Annotated in this window: 15 protein-coding genes; 6 read left to right on the plus strand and 9 right to left on the minus strand. The window is 64.4% G+C overall.

What is annotated here, in order from left to right:
- Positions 1 to 99: 99 nt before the first annotated feature.
- On the plus strand, positions 100 to 2,361 hold the full coding sequence (locus JAB1_RS03445; protein WP_070278797.1) for a TonB-dependent hemoglobin/transferrin/lactoferrin family receptor: 2,262 nt from the start codon (positions 100 to 102) through the stop codon (positions 2,359 to 2,361).
- On the opposite strand, the gene JAB1_RS03450 is transcribed toward JAB1_RS03445, so the two are convergent.
- From JAB1_RS03450 to JAB1_RS03460, 3 genes are all read right to left on the minus strand, one after another.
- Positions 2,358 to 3,716 (minus strand): diguanylate cyclase, encoded by a 1,359-nt coding sequence (locus tag JAB1_RS03450; protein ID WP_070278799.1) that lies wholly within the window; start codon positions 3,714 to 3,716, stop codon positions 2,358 to 2,360. The genes JAB1_RS03445 and JAB1_RS03450 overlap by 4 nt on opposite strands.
- 289 nt (positions 3,717 to 4,005) lie before the next feature.
- Complete coding sequence (locus JAB1_RS03455) at positions 4,006 to 5,199, minus strand: PLP-dependent aminotransferase family protein (protein WP_070278801.1); 1,194 nt, start codon at positions 5,197 to 5,199, stop codon at positions 4,006 to 4,008.
- Between the two features lie 176 nt (positions 5,200 to 5,375).
- Positions 5,376 to 6,287 carry a DMT family transporter gene (locus JAB1_RS03460; protein ID WP_034777990.1) on the minus strand — a complete coding sequence of 304 codons (912 nt, stop codon included), beginning with the start codon at positions 6,285 to 6,287 and terminating at the stop codon, positions 5,376 to 5,378.
- A gap of 137 nt (positions 6,288 to 6,424) precedes the next feature.
- On the opposite strand from JAB1_RS03460, the gene JAB1_RS03465 reads away from it, so the two are divergent.
- The 4 genes from JAB1_RS03465 (at position 6,425) to JAB1_RS03480 (ending at position 10,756) form a co-directional block, all read left to right on the plus strand.
- The gene (locus JAB1_RS03465) at positions 6,425 to 7,849 is read left to right on the plus strand and encodes a PLP-dependent aminotransferase family protein (protein ID WP_071653291.1); all 1,425 of its coding nucleotides are present in this window, start codon (positions 6,425 to 6,427) and stop codon (positions 7,847 to 7,849) included.
- Positions 7,850 to 7,938: 89 nt separating this feature from the next.
- A complete protein-coding gene (htpG, locus tag JAB1_RS03470) occupies positions 7,939 to 9,858 on the plus strand; it encodes a molecular chaperone HtpG (protein ID WP_070257762.1) in 1,920 nt (639 codons plus the stop codon).
- A 149-nt stretch (positions 9,859 to 10,007) separates the two neighbouring features.
- The gene (locus tag JAB1_RS03475; RefSeq protein ID WP_139144424.1) at positions 10,008 to 10,397 is read left to right on the plus strand and encodes a hypothetical protein; all 390 of its coding nucleotides are present in this window, start codon (positions 10,008 to 10,010) and stop codon (positions 10,395 to 10,397) included.
- Positions 10,394 to 10,756 carry a hypothetical protein gene (locus tag JAB1_RS03480; RefSeq protein ID WP_139144425.1) on the plus strand — a complete coding sequence of 121 codons (363 nt, stop codon included), beginning with the start codon at positions 10,394 to 10,396 and terminating at the stop codon, positions 10,754 to 10,756. The genes JAB1_RS03475 and JAB1_RS03480 overlap by 4 nt, the downstream gene beginning before the upstream one ends.
- On the opposite strand, the gene JAB1_RS30185 is transcribed toward JAB1_RS03480, so the two are convergent.
- A complete protein-coding gene (locus JAB1_RS30185; RefSeq protein ID WP_254671953.1) occupies positions 10,733 to 11,044 on the minus strand; it encodes a hypothetical protein in 312 nt (103 codons plus the stop codon). The two genes, JAB1_RS03480 and JAB1_RS30185, sit on opposite strands and share 24 nt — an antisense overlap.
- Entirely contained in the window at positions 11,034 to 11,471 is a 438-nt protein-coding gene (locus JAB1_RS30190) for a hypothetical protein (RefSeq protein WP_254671957.1), read from the minus strand. The genes JAB1_RS30185 and JAB1_RS30190 overlap by 11 nt, the downstream gene beginning before the upstream one ends.
- A 134-nt stretch (positions 11,472 to 11,605) precedes the next feature.
- Here JAB1_RS30190 and JAB1_RS03490 point away from each other — a divergent pair, with 134 nt between their 5' ends.
- Positions 11,606 to 12,652: a hypothetical protein gene (locus JAB1_RS03490; protein ID WP_083299545.1), complete on the plus strand. Its 1,047-nt coding sequence runs from the start codon at positions 11,606 to 11,608 to the stop codon at positions 12,650 to 12,652.
- Here the strand turns inward: JAB1_RS03490 and JAB1_RS03495 are convergent.
- The 4 genes from JAB1_RS03495 to kynA form a co-directional block, all read right to left on the minus strand.
- Positions 12,649 to 13,677 (minus strand): hypothetical protein, encoded by a 1,029-nt coding sequence (locus JAB1_RS03495; protein ID WP_070278814.1) that lies wholly within the window; start codon positions 13,675 to 13,677, stop codon positions 12,649 to 12,651. The genes JAB1_RS03490 and JAB1_RS03495 overlap by 4 nt on opposite strands.
- 2 nt (positions 13,678 to 13,679) lie before the next feature.
- Positions 13,680 to 15,734: a hypothetical protein gene (locus JAB1_RS03500; protein WP_070278815.1), complete on the minus strand. Its 2,055-nt coding sequence runs from the start codon at positions 15,732 to 15,734 to the stop codon at positions 13,680 to 13,682.
- Positions 15,735 to 15,830: 96 nt separating this feature from the next.
- Positions 15,831 to 16,376, minus strand: coding sequence for an alpha/beta hydrolase (locus JAB1_RS03505; protein ID WP_034778004.1), 546 nt, complete (start codon positions 16,374 to 16,376; stop codon positions 15,831 to 15,833).
- Between the two features lie 9 nt (positions 16,377 to 16,385).
- Complete coding sequence (gene kynA, locus JAB1_RS03510; RefSeq protein ID WP_070278816.1) at positions 16,386 to 17,273, minus strand: tryptophan 2,3-dioxygenase; 888 nt, start codon at positions 17,271 to 17,273, stop codon at positions 16,386 to 16,388.
- Positions 17,274 to 17,280 lie beyond the last annotated feature (7 nt).

A 17,280-nucleotide genomic window follows, 5' to 3' on the forward strand; every position in this document is an offset into this window, starting at 1 on the left:
CTTCAACGCCGCCGCTTGATCGTGCACCGCCTTCCTCTGCCCCAGCATTTTTTCATTCCAGAAGCATCAAGCAGTAAGCAAACCCAGGCAAGGATAGCGATGAAGAGCAGCAAAAATGGATTGACCCCGCTGGCCGCCGCGCTGGCGCTGGCATTGGGCGGCGCGCACGGCCATGCGTGGGCGGCGGCGATGGCCGACAAGGCCGACGCCGTGCAGATGCCCGCCATCAGCGTGTTTGGCGACGCCATCAGCGCCGGCACGGCCGGCCGTTCGTACATCAACAGCGCCGATATCGAACGCCAGCAGGCCGACAATGTCGCGTCCTTGCTCGACACCTTGCCTGGCGTGGACCTGGCCGGCACGGCACGTCCCAGCGGCCAGAGTCTCAATATCTGGGGCTTCAATAAAGTCCAGGACGTGAAAGTCATCCTCGACGGCGTGCCCAAGGGCTTTGAAAAATACCGCCAGGGTTCCATCTTCATCGAGCCGGAATTGATCAAGCAGATCGAGGTGAACAAGGGCGCGCATACGAGCTTGTACGGCAATGGCGGCTTCGGCGGCGTCATCACGGTCGAGACCAAGGATGCGCAAGACTTGCTGGAAGGCGGCGAGAAAGTGGGCGCCATGCTCAAGTACTCGCGCCATTCGAACAATGCGGAAAACGACGCCACCGTGGCCGTCTACGGCCGCACGGAAGATGGCCGCTTCGATGCGATGGCCTTCACCACGCAGCGCAAGTCCGACGATTTGCGCAAACCTGATGGCAAGCCATTCCGCTTTTCCGCCATCGACGCGCCATCGAGCCTGGCCAAGCTGAATATCCGTTTGACGCCGGAACAGCTCCTGACCCTGACGGCGATGAAGAGCGGCAGCACGGGCTGGGGCCCGTTTGCCGCCATGGGCGAGGACGTGCCCACGCCGACCGAGGCGGAGATCCGGAAGTACGGACTGGAAGAGGCGTGGCAGCGCAAGGCCGTATACCGCGACCAGGACGACGATACGTATTCCGTGAAGTGGCAGTACGCGCCGCAGGATAATCCATGGATCAAGCTGACGGCCAGCGCCGGCTATTCGCACACGGACCAGCATGACAAGCGCCTGCCGTCCGCTTCGCTGGGCTCCTACCTGGGATCCCTGGGCAACGAGAGCTGGGCCTCGTACGTGGACCGCATTGCGGAGGTGCGCAACGAAAGCGTGTTTACGACGGGCGCCATTTCGCACGTGCTGCTAACGGGCCTGCAATGGCACAAGAACGTGCGCGACACCCTGATGTACTACCCGTCGTCGACGGCGCTGAAGGATCCCAGCTACAACTACGGCTACTTCCAGCCCTACTACATGCCGGCCGGGCGCCAGGAAACCACGGGCCTGTATCTGCAGGATGCGATGACGTATGGTGACCTGACGGTGACGGCGGCGCTGCGCCACGACCGGGTCGTTTCCGAGGGCGTGCCGAACAAGGCGTCGCGCTACAACAGCCCGCTGGCGGCGGCTGGCCACGACTTCAGCGAAAAGACGCACGAGGACTGGTCTCCCCGCCTGGGCCTGTTCTGGAAGGCGTCGGGCAGCGTGGCGCTGTTCGGCGACTTGAGCCGCACCTGGCGCGCGCCGACGATCGACGAGATGTATTCGAACGAATACTATGTGTCGTCCAGGCTCGGTTCATCGACGCCGGGCACCAGCCGCGACCTGGCCGTCGAGCGGGTGACGGCCGTGCGCACGGGCGTCATGCTGCACCGGCAGAACGTATTCATGGAGCGCGACGACGTGCAGCTGCGCCTGACGGCGTACCGCAACAAGGTCAGCGACAATATCGGCCCGCGCCTGGGCATCCTGATCGAAGGCTATGTGCCGGGATCGGGCAAGGTGCCGCCAGCCCTGTCGTCCTACCGCAATCTGGCCGGTTTCCACACGCAGGGCGTGGAAGTCGAGTCCTACTACAACTCGCCGCGCCTGTTTGCCAGCGCTTCGTTGTCGAAGCAGCGCGGCACGCGCACCGGTTCCCAGCGCGACCCGTGGGGCCAGGACGAACCCGTGTCGACCATCGCGCCGGATAAATTGATGGCGGGCCTGGGCTGGCGCATGCCCGACCTCGGGGCCAGCATCGGCTGGCAGGGCCGCTTCGTGGCGAAACAGGACCGCGTCCTGCCGGTGGGGAATGTCTACCGCCTGCCGCCATCGAAAGGCTATGCGCTGCACACCCTGTTCGCTTCGTGGCATGGCAGGCAGGGAGTGTGGCGCGGCACGGAAGTACGCTTGACGGTCGATAATGTCTTCAACCGCAACTACATGCCGTACCTGAGTGAAGCCGTGACGGGCGTGGGGCGCAATGCGAAACTGAGCGTGTCGAGAAAGTTCTAACGTAAAACGAGCGCCTTGACCGTTTCCCAGGCCGTGCTGCCCGACTGCGTGGCGCGCACCTGGTTGCGCCCCTCTTCCTTGGCCACGTACAGGGCGCGGTCGGCGGCGACGAACAGCACCTTGCGGTCGTCCAGCTGGTGCGGGTGGATGGTCGCCACGCCGATGCTGACGGTGATCCATGGCGAGGTGCCAGATCGGGGGTGCGGCAATTGCAGTGCCTCGATGTGCACGCGGATGGCTTCGGCCAGGTGCAGGGCGCTTTCGGCATCCGTGTCGGCGAACAGCAGGACGAATTCCTCGCCGCCGTAGCGGGCCGCCAGGTCGCCCGGGCGGGCGGCGTGCGAGGCGATGGCCTGCGCCACCTGCTGCAGGCAACTGTCGCCGGCCGGGTGGCCCAGGCTGTCGTTGTACAGCTTGAAGTGGTCGACGTCGAGCACCACCAGCGACAGGGCGCCGCCGCCGCGCACGGCGCGCTGCCATTCCTTTTCCAGGAAGCTGTCGAAATGCCGGCGGTTGGCGATTTTTGTCAGCGGATCGAGGTAGGCGGCGCGCTGCAAGGCATCTTCCGACTGCTTGTGGTGCGTGATGTCGTGCAGCAGGCCGATATACAGGGGCTGGCGCAGATACATGGGCGTCAGGGTCAGGTCCATGCACAGTGTCTCGCCGTTACGGTGGCGGATCGCCACTTCGCGCGTGCCGTGGTTGTGCGCCTTCTCGGGATTGGCCGCGTACATGGCGAAGTAATCGAGGTATTCCTGCGTCACCAGGGGGCTGAGCAGTTCGCCGATGGAGCGTCCGGCCAGTTCGTTTTCGCGGTAGCCCAGGTACTGGTCGCAAGCCGGGTTGGTGTACTGGATGCGGCCATCGGCTTCGATGATCAGCAAGCCCTCGGCCATGTTGTTGACGATGGTGCGCAGGCGCTCGGCCTGTTCCTGCTGGTTTTCATTGTTGCTGCGGATCTGCAGCTGGGCGCGTACGCGCGCGCACACTTCGGCCATGCGCAGCGGCTTGCTGATGTAGTCGACGGCGCCGCAGTCGAAGCCGGCCACCACGTCTTCCGTTTCCGTCTTGGCGCTCATGAAGATGACGGGAATGCGCTGCGTCAGCGGATGCTGCTTGAGGCGGCGGCACGTTTCGATGCCGTCCATGTCCGGCATCAGCACGTCGAGCAGGATCAGGTCCGGGTGGGCGCGCTGGGCGATCGCCAGCGCCCGCTCGCCGGACGTGGCGACATAGGTTTGATAACCCTGTTCGCTCATCAGCTTGCGCAGCAGCTCAAGGTTGGCCGGCGCATCATCGACAATCAAAATGGCGGCGTTGCGCCTCTGGGAATGCTCCACACTGCCTGGACTCATTGCTTCCGGCCTTCTCGATGTACTTTGCGATGCCAGCGTTTGCTGCACTTTAAGTGATGCTGACTGGGTTCAAATCGGATACAGCGGTCAAATCATACCGCTTTGCTAATTTTTTGGGTGGAAAAATCGATGGTGCACGAGGCGGTAAAATATTATTATTTTAATATTTTTATGAATAAATACACGAAGTTGCCATCGTGAAGGCGGTTTTTAGCGGAAAAGATGCGTACCCCTTGGCGCTGGGGGCAGCAGTGACACGCCCCGCGGCAGCGGGGCGTGAAGAGGCGAGTTACATTTTTGCGGCGATCAGTTTGCCCAGGATGGCGATGCCTTCGCGGATGCGTTCCGGCGGCACCGTCACGAATGACAGGCGCAAGGTGTGCGTTTCCGGCGTGTTCGCGTAGAACGGCGCGCCCGGCACGAAGGCGACCTTGTTGGCGATGGCTTCATCGAGCAATGTCATCGCGTCGATGTGCTTCGGCAGGGTGACCCAGATGAACATGCCGCCTTCCGGTCTGGTCCACGTAACGCCGGCCGGGAAGTGCTCTTCCAGCGCCGACAGCATGGCCTGGCACTGGTTGCCGTACAGGCTGCGGATGCTGGGGATATGGCGGTCCAGGAAGCCATCCTTGATCACTTCATGCACGACCATCTGCGTCAGCTGCGACGTGTGCAGGTCGGCCGCCTGCTTGGCCAGTTCCAGGCGGCGCACCAGCGGCATCGGCGCCACCACGTAGCCGAGGCGGATGCCCGGCGTGAGCACTTTCGAGAACGAACCCATGTAGATCACGCCGTCCGGATTCATGTTGATCATCTTTGGATACGGCTCGCCGCTGTAGCTCAGGGCGCCGTACGGATCATCCTCGATCAGCGGCAGGCCGTGGCGGGCGCAGGTTTCCACCAGCTCCACGCGGCGCGCCACGGACAGGCTGCGTCCCGTCGGGTTCTGGAAGTTCGGCAGTGCGTACAGCAGGCGCGCGCCATCGGCGACGGGGTTGACCGACGACGGCACCAGGCCTTCGTCATCGGTGTCGACGGAAACGAATTCGGGACGGTAGACGGAAAACGCCTGCAGGGCGCCCAGGTAGCTGGGGGTTTCCACCAGTACCTTGCTGCCTTCGTCGATCAGGACCTTGCCCAGCAAGTCCAGCGCCTGCTGCGAGCCGGACGTCATCAGCACCTGTTCCGGCATGATGGTGCTGCCGTTGCTGGAGAGCGAGTCGGCGATCCACTGGCGCAGCGGCAGGTAGCCGTCGGTCGGGCCGTATTGCAGGGCCACTTTGCCATTGTTCGACAGGACCTTGTCGAAGGCGGTCTTCATTTCTTCCACGGGGAAGGTGGCGGGCGAGGGCAGGCCGCCAGCAAACGAGATGATCTCGGGACGCTGCGTGATCTTCAGGATTTCGCGGATGAACGAGCTTTGCAGCTGTTCCGCGCGTTCGGCAAAGCGCCATTGGATCGGATTCGGATTTTCAATTTTCATACGAGTCTCACAGAAGATGCCGAGCTGCGCCGGCTGGATTTGTTGGCCCGCTTGTGGCGGTGCGTGCGCAAGCGGCGCCGGATAGGCGTCGCCATGGTGCTGCGGTATTGTACGGCTTGCACGCTGCTCTGCCCATCCGCACGCGCAACGGCGTTGCAAATGGGCGTCAAGGCACTTTACTTCAGCTTGCGTCCTATGCCTACCACGGCGATCACGGCGCCGGCAAACAGCAGGCTTTCGCCCGTCAACGGCTCGTTCAGCAGCACGGCCGCGCCCACCAGGGTGAGGAAGGGCTGCAGCAGCTGCGTTTGTCCCACGCGCGCCACGCCGCCCAGTGCCATGCCCCGGTACCAGAAAAAGAAGCCGATAAACATGGAAAACACGGAAATGTAGGCAAAGCCCAGCCAGGCCGCGCCGCTGGCCTGCGCCATCAGCGCGCGCTGCGGCCAGGCGTTCCACAGTACCACGGGCAAGACAAAAGGCACGGCCAGCAGCAGGGCCCAGGAAATTACATGCTGGCCCGGCATCGCTTGCGCCAGGCGCCCCCCTTCGGCATAGCCGAGTGCAGCCAGCAGGACGGCGGCAAAGATCAGCCAGTCGGCCAGGTGGAAGCTGCCGCCGCCCTGGCGCAGCGCGAAGGCCACCACCAGCGCCGTGCCGAGCAGGGCCATCAGCCAGAAACCCGGCGATGGGCGCTCCTTGCCGCGCAGCACTGCAAACACGGCGGTGGCCAGTGGCAGAATGCCCACCAGCACGGCGCCGTGCGAGGCGGGCAGGCTGCGCATGGCGATTGAGGTCAGCCAGGGAAAACCCAGCACGCAGCCCAGCGACACGAGCGCCAGCGGCAGCCACTGTTCGCGGCGAGGCATAGGCGCGCGCTGCTGCCATAGCCACAGGCCGGCCAGGGCGGCGGCCACCAGGGCGCGGCCCAGGGCGACAAAAGTGGGGTCGAGTTCGGCCACGGCCAGCCGCGTAAAGGGCAGGGTCAGGCTGAAGAGGGCGACGGCGATCAAGCCCAGCAACAGGCCTGTGCGGTCGGCGCCGAGGCGCGGGAGGGAACTGGGGGAGGTGGTGGCGTGCGATGGCATGGCTGTCCTGGTGCGGGTGGCGTGGAATAAAGACGGGCAGATGTGGATGAATGCGCCCGGTACTGCTATCCTAGGGCTCAATAGCAATACAGTACAAATACACTTTCACGCATAATTCCACATACTGTCATGGTCATATGAGCAATACACTTCCCTTGTTGTCGCGCGCCTCGGGCGAAACCCTGATCGACCAGATCACGCGCTCGCTGGCGGCGCGCATCGACGACAAGCTGCTGCGCGGCGGCGCGCGCATGCCCTCGATCCGCCAGTGCGCCGCCAGCCTGGACGTGTCGTGCGCCACGGTGGTGGCCAGCTACGACAAGCTGGTGGCGCGCGGCTACCTGGAATCGCGGCGCGGCGCCGGCTTTTTCGTGCGCGAGCGCTCGCCCCTGAATACGCCGGCGCCGCCCGCTGGCGCGCAGGACGCGGTGGCGCAGCCGATGGACGTGGTGTGGCTGATCCGTAACATGTTCCGCCAGACGCCGGCCATCCCCGCGCCCGGCACCGGCATGCTGCCTGCCGAGTGGCTCGATGGCGACCTGGTGGCGCGCGCCTTGCGCGACGTCAGCCGCCAGCCTGGCAGTTTGCTGCTGGGCTACGGCACGCCGCAGGGTTTCCTGCCCCTGCGCCAGCAGTTGCAACTGAAACTGGCGGGACTGGAAATCGCCTGTCCGCCCGAGCAGATCGTCACCACGGTGGGCGTGATGCAGGCGCTGGACCTGGTGGCGCGCGAGTTCGCCCGCCCCGGCGACACCATTTTCGTCGACGATCCCGCGTACTGGCTGATGTTCGGCGCCTTTGCCGCCATGGGCATGAACGTCATCGGCATCCCGCGCCTGGGTGACGGCCCCGATATCGCCGTGCTGGCCGAGCTGGCGGCGCTGCACCGTCCCAAGCTGTACGTGATCAACTCGGTGCTGCACAACCCCAGTTCGACCTCGCTGTCGGCAGCCAAGGCGTTCCAGGTGCTGCGCCTGGCCGAACAGCACGATTTCCTCATCGTCGAGGATGACATCTATTGCGACATGCACCCGGGCGCAGCCGGTCTGGTGCAGCCGGCCACGCGCCTGGCCGCGCTGGACCAGTTGCGCCGCGTGATTTACCTGGGCGGCTTTTCCAAGAGCCTGGCGGCGAACCTGCGCGTGGGCTTCATCGCCACGTCGCCGGAGCGGGCGCAGCGCCTGGCCGACCGCAAGATGCTGGCCACCTTGACCACCAGCGACATCGGCGAACGCGTCGTGTATAAGATCCTCTCGCAGGGGCTGTACCGCAAGCATGCGGAGCGCCTGCGCGCGCGGCTCGACAAGGTGCGCGAGTGTACGTACCGCAAGGTCGAACAGGCGGGCTTGCGTTTCGATCCCGCACCGGCCGGCATGTTCGTGTGGGCCGATGCGGGCTGCGACACGAATGTCCTGGCCGAGAAGGCGCTGGCCGAGGGGCTGGTGCTGGCGCCGGGCAGCCTGTTTTCGCCGCGCCAGCTGCCATCGACCCGCATGCGCCTGAACCTGGCCACGGTGCAGGACGAGCGCATCTGGGCGTTTTTCGCCCGCGCACTGGGTTAAAACAGCACATTTGCCGGGGGCTCTTGAAATCGCTTGTACCATCCCCAACTCCGTAGAATCCGTCCCATCCACAAGACTATGAGGTAAAAATGGCTGTCTCCGAAAAGCAAACCCTGGGTTTTCAGACCGAAGTGAAGCAAATGCTGCACCTGATGATCCATTCCCTGTACTCGAACAAGGAGATCTTCCTGCGCGAATTGATCTCGAACGCGTCCGACGCGGCCGACAAATTGCGCTTTGAAGCGATCGATAACGACGCCCTGTACGGCAACGATCACGAATTGAAGATCAAGGTCAGCTTCGACAAGGATGCGCGCACCATCACCATTTCCGACAACGGCATCGGCATGACCCGTGACGAGGCGATCTCGCACCTGGGCACCATCGCCAAGTCGGGCACCAAGGAATTCTTCGGCAAGCTGTCGGGCGACCAGCAGCAGGATGCGGCCCTGATCGGCCAGTTCGGCGTGGGCTTCTATTCGGGCTTCATCGTCGCCGACAAGATCACCGTCGAAACGCGCCGCGCCGGCGTGGACGCTTCCGAAGGCGTGCGCTGGGAATCGGCCGGCGAAGGCGATTACAGCATCGAATCGATCGACAAGCCGTCGCGCGGCACGGACATCATCCTGCACCTGCGCGAAGGCGAGGACGAATTGCTGTCGAGCTGGAAGATCAAGTCCATCATCCGCAAATACTCGGACCATATCTCGCTGCCGATCGTGATGCAGAAGGAAGAGTGGGACGACGAGAAAAAAGAAACCGTCCTGAAGGACGAATTCGAAACCGTCAACCAGGCCAGCGCCCTGTGGGCCCGCAACAAGGCCGACATCACGCCGGAACAGTACGACGAATTCTACAAGCACGTGTCGCACGACTTCCAGTCGCCGCTGACGCACACGCACAACCGCGTGGAAGGCCGCAGCGAGTACACGCAGCTGCTGTACATCCCGGCCAAGGCGCCGTTCGACATGTGGGACCGCAACAAGCGCGGCGGCATCAAGCTGTACGTCAAGCGCGTCTTCATCATGGACGATGCCGAGCAGCTGATGCCGACCTACCTGCGCTTCGTGCGCGGGGTGATCGACTCGGCCGACCTGCCGCTGAACGTGTCGCGTGAAATCCTGCAGGAGTCGCGCGACGTCAAGGTGATCCGCGAAGGCTCGACCAAGCGCGTGCTGGGCATGCTGGAAGAACTGGCGAACGCCGACGAGCAGGACAAGAAGGACAAGTACGCCGTCTTCTGGAAGGAATTCGGCCAGGTGCTGAAGGAAGGCATCGGCGAAGACGCGGCCAACAAGGAACGCCTGGCCAAGCTGCTGCGCTTTGCGTCGACGGCCAACGACAGCGACGAGCAAATCACTTCGTTCGCCGACTACGTGGCGCGCATGAAGGAAGGCCAGGACAAGATTTACTACGTCACGGCCGACAACTACGCCGCCGCCAAGAACAGCCCGCACCTGGAAATCTTCCGCAAGAAGGGCGTCGAAGTGCTGCTGCTGACCGACCGCGTCGATGAATGGATGCTGTCGTTTATCCAGGACTTCGAAGGCAAGGAACTGGTCTCCGTCGCAAAAGGCGGCCTGGACCTGGGCGCGCTGGAAGACGAAGCGGAAAAGAAAGAGCACGAAGAAACGGAAACCTCGTACGCCGACCTGGTGGGCAAGATGAAGACCGTGCTGGCCGACAAGGCCAAGGACGTGCGCGTGACGTTCCGCCTGACCGATTCGCCAGCCTGCCTGGTGGCCGATGAAAACGAATTGTCGGGCAACCTGCTGCGCATGCTCAAAGCCGCTGGCCAGAGCGCGCCGGAATCGAAGCCGATTTTGGAAATCAACCCGAACCACCCGCTGGTGACGCGCCTGAAATACGAAGATGCCGAAGGCGGCAAGTTCGGCGACTGGGCCAACATCCTGTTCGACCAGGCCATGCTGGCCGAAGGCGGTTCGCTGGCCGACCCGGCCAGCTTCGTGAAACGCCTCAACGAATTGCTGCTCAATTCGGCGAAGTAAACGCCTGGCTGTCGACGTAAGCAAGCCGGCCCTTTCTGCGTGAAAGGGCCGGCTTTTTTTTATGCTACAGTGCGCGATTATTTTATTTTATGGAAAAAGCAATGGCGCATTGCCCGGCATGTGACAGTTCCAACGTTCAACGCCTCTCCATGGTGCATGCCTCCGGCATCTCCGGCACCTCTACCCATATGTCGGGCAGGATCGATGGCGATTTCATCCACGGCCATGCGCGTACGCGCAGCCAGACCTTGCTGTCGCGCCAGGCCGCAGGGCCGACGATGCAGACCCACCAGAAGGCAGGGCTGATCGTGTTGGGGGTGATCATTTTTGTCATCGCCGCCGTCGTCTTTTACCAGGCCGGCGCGAATGGCCTGTTCTGGATCTTCGTGGCAGGGGGCATCGCCTCCATCGCCTTGTCGCAAACGACCTTCGTCGCCAATTGGGACAAGGAGGCCGCCGCCTTGCAGGACAAGTATGCGCGTACCTTCATGTGCCATGCCTGCGGCCACCGCTTCATTCCTGTACTCAAGCAACCGTGATTCGCCTGATGGCCGGCCTGGGCGCGCATGCGCTGGGCTGCCTGCTGTTTATCGCATTGAGCTGGCTAGGGTTTTATTTGTACACGCAGCTGTTTGGCAGCCTGGGCTCGCCCGGCGTGGCCGGTGGCCTGGCCCTGCTGCTGGTGTTTTACGTGTATGCGGGCACGAATCTGCTGCTGGCGCTGCTGCCGCCCGGCTGGTGGAAGCCTGCGCTGTGCGGTCTGCTGAGTGCAGCCGTGCTCGCGTATCTGCTGCCCCAGCATCCGCTGCGGGCCATCTACTTCAGCGTGTTGTCGGGCGGCGTGAGCTGGCTGGCCGTGCTGGCCAGCGCGCGTTTAAGCGGATACCTGCGCGGCTGACAGGCCCGCGAGAAAGGCGGTGACGGCGACGGCCGCCGCTTCCGGCGCCGCCTGTAGCAGCATGTGCGGCGCGGCGATGTCGGCCAGTTGCGCGTCGGGTGCCAGGCGCAGTATCTGCACGGCGTTCGCGGGCGGCACCAGGCGGTCGTGGCGGGCGCGCAGATACAGCACGGGCAAGGTGCCGCGCGCGAAGCTGCGCGAGGCGTCTGTTTCCAGCACGGCGCGCAGGCGCTGGCGCAGCACGCTGGGCGGCACTTGCGCCAGCGCCGCTGCCAGTTCATCCTGCAACTGCGGCGTGGAGCAGGGCGCCAGTAGCGCCTGGCGCAGGGCGAAGCCGGGCAGTGGCCAAGGCCAAAGGACGACCAAGGCCGAGCAGGTGGCGCAGCGGCGCCAGCATCGGGCGCGGATTGCGCACAAATGAACTGCACAGGACCAGGGCGCGCATGCCAGGCGGCGGCTCGGCGCGCAGGGCGGCGCCCAGCGGGCCCGAAAACGATTCGGCCAGCACGACGAAGGGGCGGTCCCGCGGCAAGCGCTCGCGCACGAATGCTTCCAGCGCCGCGTAATCGAGTGGCGCGGCCGGATAGGCGATGGCTTGGGTGTCGATGGCGGCCTGGGCGCGCAAGGCGGCGTCAAAACGGTGGAATAGCCGTGCCGTGCCATCCATGCCGGGCAGGAGGACAAGCAGGGGCGAGGCGTGGGTTGGTATCGTCATTGCGGCCATCATAACAGCCGCGCCGGCACACGCGCCGTCCGCCAGCCGCACCGCATGGGGACTGGCGCCATGCTAGAATCGCCGGCGCGCCATGCGTGGCCGGAATCGCGGTCAAATCACCGACAGACAGAATCATGCATATCATTTTTTCGAATTACCGCACCTTGGGCGGCGCCTTGCTGGCAGCGGCTTGCGTCCTTTCCCAGCCTGCCCGCGCCACGGCTGCACCCTCGGCGCCGGCCGGGAAAAGCCTGTCCTCCCTGTTGACAGGCGGCCCCTTGCCGCGCCTGAGCGAAGACCCGCAAGTGCGCGCCGCCCTGTTCGATTTCTTCGGTTACGCGCGCGGCAGCTACACGGAAGACGATGAACTGCTGCTGGCGCAGGCGCTTGAAGCGATCAGCGAAAAGCGCGACGCCACGCGCAGCGTGCTGGCCGATAGCCGCCAGTTGCTGGCCTCGATGAATGACCGCAAGCAGGGCCGCGAACGCGGCGCCATGCTGCTCGACAAGCGCGGCGCCATCATCGCCTTTGGCCTGGTCAACGGGCATTGCCGCCTGGAGGGGCAGCCGTTGGCGAAAGTCTGCAATCCCGATCCGAATGCGGTGCTGACGGTGTTCCACCGCAAGGGCATGCTGGTCGGGGATGCGGCGCCCTTGCTGGCCTGGGCCCGGCAATTGCCGCCCATGCTGGCGCTGATCGCGGGCGACAAGGAAGCGGGCGCCGACGGGCAGAAGATCGCCAGCGTCGAATATGTGCTGGCGCAGCCGGCCTTGCCGGGCTGGAACCGCGCCCAGCTGCCGCCCGCGTATCCGCCGGCGCTGCTGCCGCTGCTGCTCGATAAATCCACGGTGCTGACGTCGGCCGGCGCCGGCGTGTTTGCCTATCCGCTCACGCTGAAGGGCAAGAAACAGAACAATGTGCTGGACCATGCCGAAGGCCGCCCTCCGCGCGACCTGGAAGTGGCGCTGCGCAGCTATGCCAGCTTCGACACGGTGGTCGAGCGCTACCGCCAGCTGGCCAAGGGCGCCAGGCTGCAGCGAAACGAACGCACGGCCTACCTCGATGGTGACATGGGGCAGGGCAGCTACAGGGTCTACATCCGCAACACGGGCGCAGATGGCGTGATGATCGACGTGGCGCTGTGGCAGCGCAAGCTGGTAGCCAGCCGCCAGGTCCGCTAGGTCAATACTGCGCGCGCGCTGTCGTAGCCCAGTTGCGCCAGCTGCGCCGCGATGGCGTCGTCGCGTGTTTTTTTGCCCGTGCGCAGGCGCACGTGCGTGAGCGACGCGGGCATATCCTGCAGCAGTGCGTCGACGTCGAGCATGGTCTCGGATGCCGACAGCTGGCGCAGTGCGGGCAGGGCGGCGAGGCCGGGCAGGCTGTCGAGTGTCTTGCAGGTGTGCAGGTCCAGGCGTTCGAGCACGGGATTGGCCCCCAGCACGATCTGCCGCAGCTTGATCTGGTCCTCCACCCATAGCGCCTGCAGCAGCGGGAAGCGGCCGATGTCGCCCAGCGTTTCCAGGCCGCGCACGCGTATCACTTCCAGTTTCTTCAACAGCGGCGCCTCGATGTGGGCGAGCGATTCGCGGCCGCCCAATTGCAGCAGCAGCCTGTCCAGGCGGTCCATCGCCGAGATGAAATCCAGCGGCACCTTGTTCTTGATGCGGTACAGCGACAGCTCGTGCAGCGCCGGCAGGCCGGCCAGGGTGTCGATATGCTTGCTGTGGCCTTCGAGGACCAGGCTGGCCAGCTGCGCGTAGTGGCGCAGGGGCGCCAGGTCGATATTGTTCTTGGCCGATTCGCCCAGGTTCAGGTATTCGAGGCCGCGCAAATTATCCAGCTGCAGGATGTCGCCCTCCGCCAGCTGGTAGACGCCCAGGCTCAGGCGCTTCAGATGCCGCAGCTCGCCCAGCACTTCCAGATGGATGGCTTGCCGGTGGCAATCGATGGACAGGCTGGCCACATGCGGCAGCGCGCGCAGGATGCGGGCATCGAACACCCTCGGGTCATAGCCGTAGATGCGGATGGTCAGCGCCGTGCCGCAGGTGACGGCCAGGGCGTCGAGGTCGGCCAGCAGCGGCCCCGGCTCGGCCAGGGTATCGAACTGCACCAGCACCTGCTGGCCGCTGGCGATGGCGGCGCGGATCGCCGCGGCGTCGATGCGCTCAGGATTCTGGATGCGCTGCGGCTGTCTTGTTTGCGTCATTGTCATAGTCCTATCGGGTAGTCCACCTTCCTGGGGGGCGGGCAGCCTTCCGGCCCGGGGAACGTCTGCTTGCCCGTGTCGTCGTAGCGCTTGCCGCACTCCACGAGCACGCGCTTGCGGAAGGTGTAGATGCTGGCCACCTTGCCGTTCGGGTGGTAGCAGATATTGTCGCCGTCGCGGTCGGCCGAGCCATAGCTGATCATGGTCTGGCCATTCACCGTGCGCGTGCTGTGGCCGCTGCGCGGCTCCGTGCATTTGAGCTGGCCGCTTTCGTAATAGGCGTTGACGACGGAGGTGTCGGCGGCGCGGTCGACCAGCAGTTCGTCCTTGCGCTTGCCGTTCGGGTAGTTCGAATAGCCTTCCTGGCGCTGGCCGTACTGGAATGCATAGTAATACTGCGGCTTGCCGTCCGGGTAGTACATGTGGTGGTACTCGCATACGTCGTCGCGCGTGCTGCCGTACTCCTTGAAGGTGCAGCGGTGGATGTCGTTGAGCAGCTGGCCGTCCTCATAGTACTCGCGCAGGTGCGTGAGCAGGCGGCCCTGGTCGATGACAGCCAGGCGTTCCGGCTTGCCGTTCGGGTAGTAGCGCGCGTCCAGGCCCTGCTTCTTGCCGTTGTCCCATAGGGTATCGAGGCGCAGGATCTTGCCGCTGTCGTCGAACGCCTGTTCGCGCCCATCGAGCTGGCCGTTGTGGTAGGTAGCCGTGTAGACCACGTATTCCTTGCCGGCCGGGCCCAGATAGCGGGTGCGGCTGCCATCGAGCACGCCCGCCTGGTAATGGTCGCGCACGCGCAGCGCGCCTTGCGCATCCTTGTCGAGGGCCTCGCCCTGTTTTTTGCCTTGCACGAAAGTGACGCTTTGCGTGACCTTGTCCTTGAGCTTGAGCTTCCACGGCCCGTCGCGCAAGCCGTCGATAAAGCTGCCGTCGCCGTCTTCCGTGATCCACGCGCCATGGCGCGTGCCGTTTACGTAGTTGCCGCGCGTTTGCAGCTTGCCGCCCATGCTGCGTTCGTGCGGGCCGTTCAGCTGGCCGCCCGCATAGGTGTCGAAGCCCGTCACTTCCTCTGCATCGGCATAGTTGACGACGGTCCAGCGGCCTTCGCGCTTGCCGGCCCGGTATATGCCGCTCTCGCTCTGCCTGGGATAATTGAAGTACCACATGCCTTCCTGCAGGCCGTTGACGTAATGGCCCTTTTCGCTGCCTTCGTGCATGCCTTCGCGTACCCACAGTCCCTGGCGCTTGCCTTTCACGTACTCGCCCCGCTCGACCACCGAGCCGTCGTCCCAGGCCAGGCTGTAGATGACGGACGGGCCATCTGCGCTGCCGGTGAATTGCTTTGGCGCCGTTTCCCACGTCACTTGCCACAGGCGGTAGTTGGGCAGGATGCCCGCGCCCGCATCGCTGTACAGGGTGTAGCTGGCGGTGAGAAAACGCTCGCCTTTCTTCTGGAAGGTTTTCTTGTAGGTGATGGCGTCCTTGCCGGCACTGGCCACGGGCTTGCCGTCATCGCTGTAGTAGCCGACGATGGTGCCTTGCGTATGGTCGATGGCGTCGAAGTCCGCATTGCCGCTCTTGCCGCGCGGGACGCTGTAGTCCATCGGCGCCAGCTTGGCCAGCGCGGCCTTGACCTGGCCCGCGTTGGGAGCACTGCTTTGCGCCACGATGCGGTTCAAGGCTGGCTGCAAGCCATCGAGGCGCCGGTATTTGCCGGAGCTGCGATGGTAGCGGTAGGCGCGCAAGCCGTTCTTGTCGCCCTGGCGCAGCAGCACCAGCATGGTTTGCACGCTGTCGTCCGTCTCCTGGTCCAGTGACGCGTAGAAGACGGAGCGGATGACGGCGTTGCCGAACTGGTCGAGCAAAATGGGTTTCGCGCTGCCGCTCTTGCACTCGCAGTAATAGCCGTTGACGCCTTCTTTTTCCTTGAGGAAGGCGATATCGAGGCCGCTGTCCTGCGAGGCGCTGATGGCAGGATGGGCGAGGTTCTTGCCTTCATAAAAGGGCGCGCCGTGGGCGAGGGCGGAGCAGAGCAGCAAGGGCAGAAGCAGACGTTTCATCGTGGGGCTGGCGCCGGGGCGCCGCAATGGAAAGGCCACGATTCTGCCTGCGTTCTTACTTGTGGGCAAATACGCCCCTATCGTGCGCGCCCTGGTTCAAGGCTGGTGCGCGGCGCAAAAATCCAGCAGCAGCTGTTCGCCGTCCGGCCAGGGGCCGTAGCCGGCGTCGCCGTTGATATGGCCGGCGTCGCCGATCATGGTGAAATCGCTGCCCCAGGCGGCGGCAAACGCGCGTGCCCGCGCGAAGCTGACGTAGGGATCATCGCCGCTGGCCACCACCAGGCTGGGAAACGGCAAGGCTTGCAGCGGCATCGGCGCAAAGCCCGTCGTGCCGGATGGGTAGGAGGGCGCTTCCACATCGCTGGGAGCGACGAGGAAGGCGCCGGCGATCTTGTGCGGCGAGCCGCTGGCCGCCCAATGGGCCACCAGCGTGCAAGCCAGGCTGTGGGCGGCCAGCACGGGTGGGCGCTCGCAGGCGGCGATGGCGCGATCGAGTTCCGCCACCCATTCGTCCTTGTCCGGCGTCTGCCATTCCCGGTGCGGCACGCGCGACCATTGCGGGTGGCGCGCTTCCCAATGGGTTTGCCAGTGCTGCGGCCCGGAATTCCACAGGCCGGCCAGGGTCAGGACGAGAGGCGACATCGATGCTCCTTAAAGTTCGGTACGCAAGGCGAACAACTCCGGGAACAATACCACGTCGAGCATCTTGCGCAAATAGCTCACGCCCGCCGTGCCGCCCGTGCCCGTCTTGAAGCCGATGATGCGCTCGACCGTCGTCACATGGCGGAAGCGCCAGAAGCGGAAGGCCGTTTCCAGGTCGACCAGCTTTTCGGCCAGTTCGTACAGGGCCCAGTGTTTCGACGGGTCGCGGTAGACTTCCAGCCACGCCGCCTTTACCGACGCGTCGGAGGTTGTCGGCAGGGTCCAGTCGGCGTTCAGCCGCTCGGCGGAGATGGGCAAGCCGCTGCGCGCCAGCAGCTTGATCGACTCATCGTAGACGGATGGCGCGCGCAGGGCGGCGTCGAGCACTTTGTAGTTTTCCGGCGCCGTCGTATGCACGTTGAGCAGGGCGGCGTTCTTGTTCCCCAGGATGAATTCGATTTCGCGGTACTGGAAGGACTGGAAGCCGGACGAGGCGCCCAGGTAGGGGCGGATGGCCGTGTATTCGGGCGGCGTCATGGTGGCCAGCACGTCCCAGGCATGCACCAGCTGGTCCATGATGCGCGCCACGCGGGCCAGCATTTTGAAGGCGGGCGCCAGGTCGCCGCTTTGCAGGTTGGCGCGCACGGCGTGCATCTCGTGCAGCATCAGCTTCATCCACAATTCGCTCGTCTGGTGCTGCACGATGAACAGCATCTCGTTGTGGTTCGGCGACAGCGGATGCTGGGCCGTGAGGATGCGGTCCAGCGCCAGGTAGTTGCCGTAGCTCATAGATTCGCTGAAATCCATCTGCGCGCCGTGCCACTGCGCATCCTGGCCGCCGGCATGCATGGGGCAGCCGCTGGTGTTTTCCTTGTTCATATTCTTGTCGTCGCTCATGGGATGG

Source organism: Janthinobacterium sp. MP5059B (genome assembly GCF_001758645.1).
Lineage (GTDB): Bacteria > Pseudomonadota > Gammaproteobacteria > Burkholderiales > Burkholderiaceae_D > Janthinobacterium > Janthinobacterium lividum.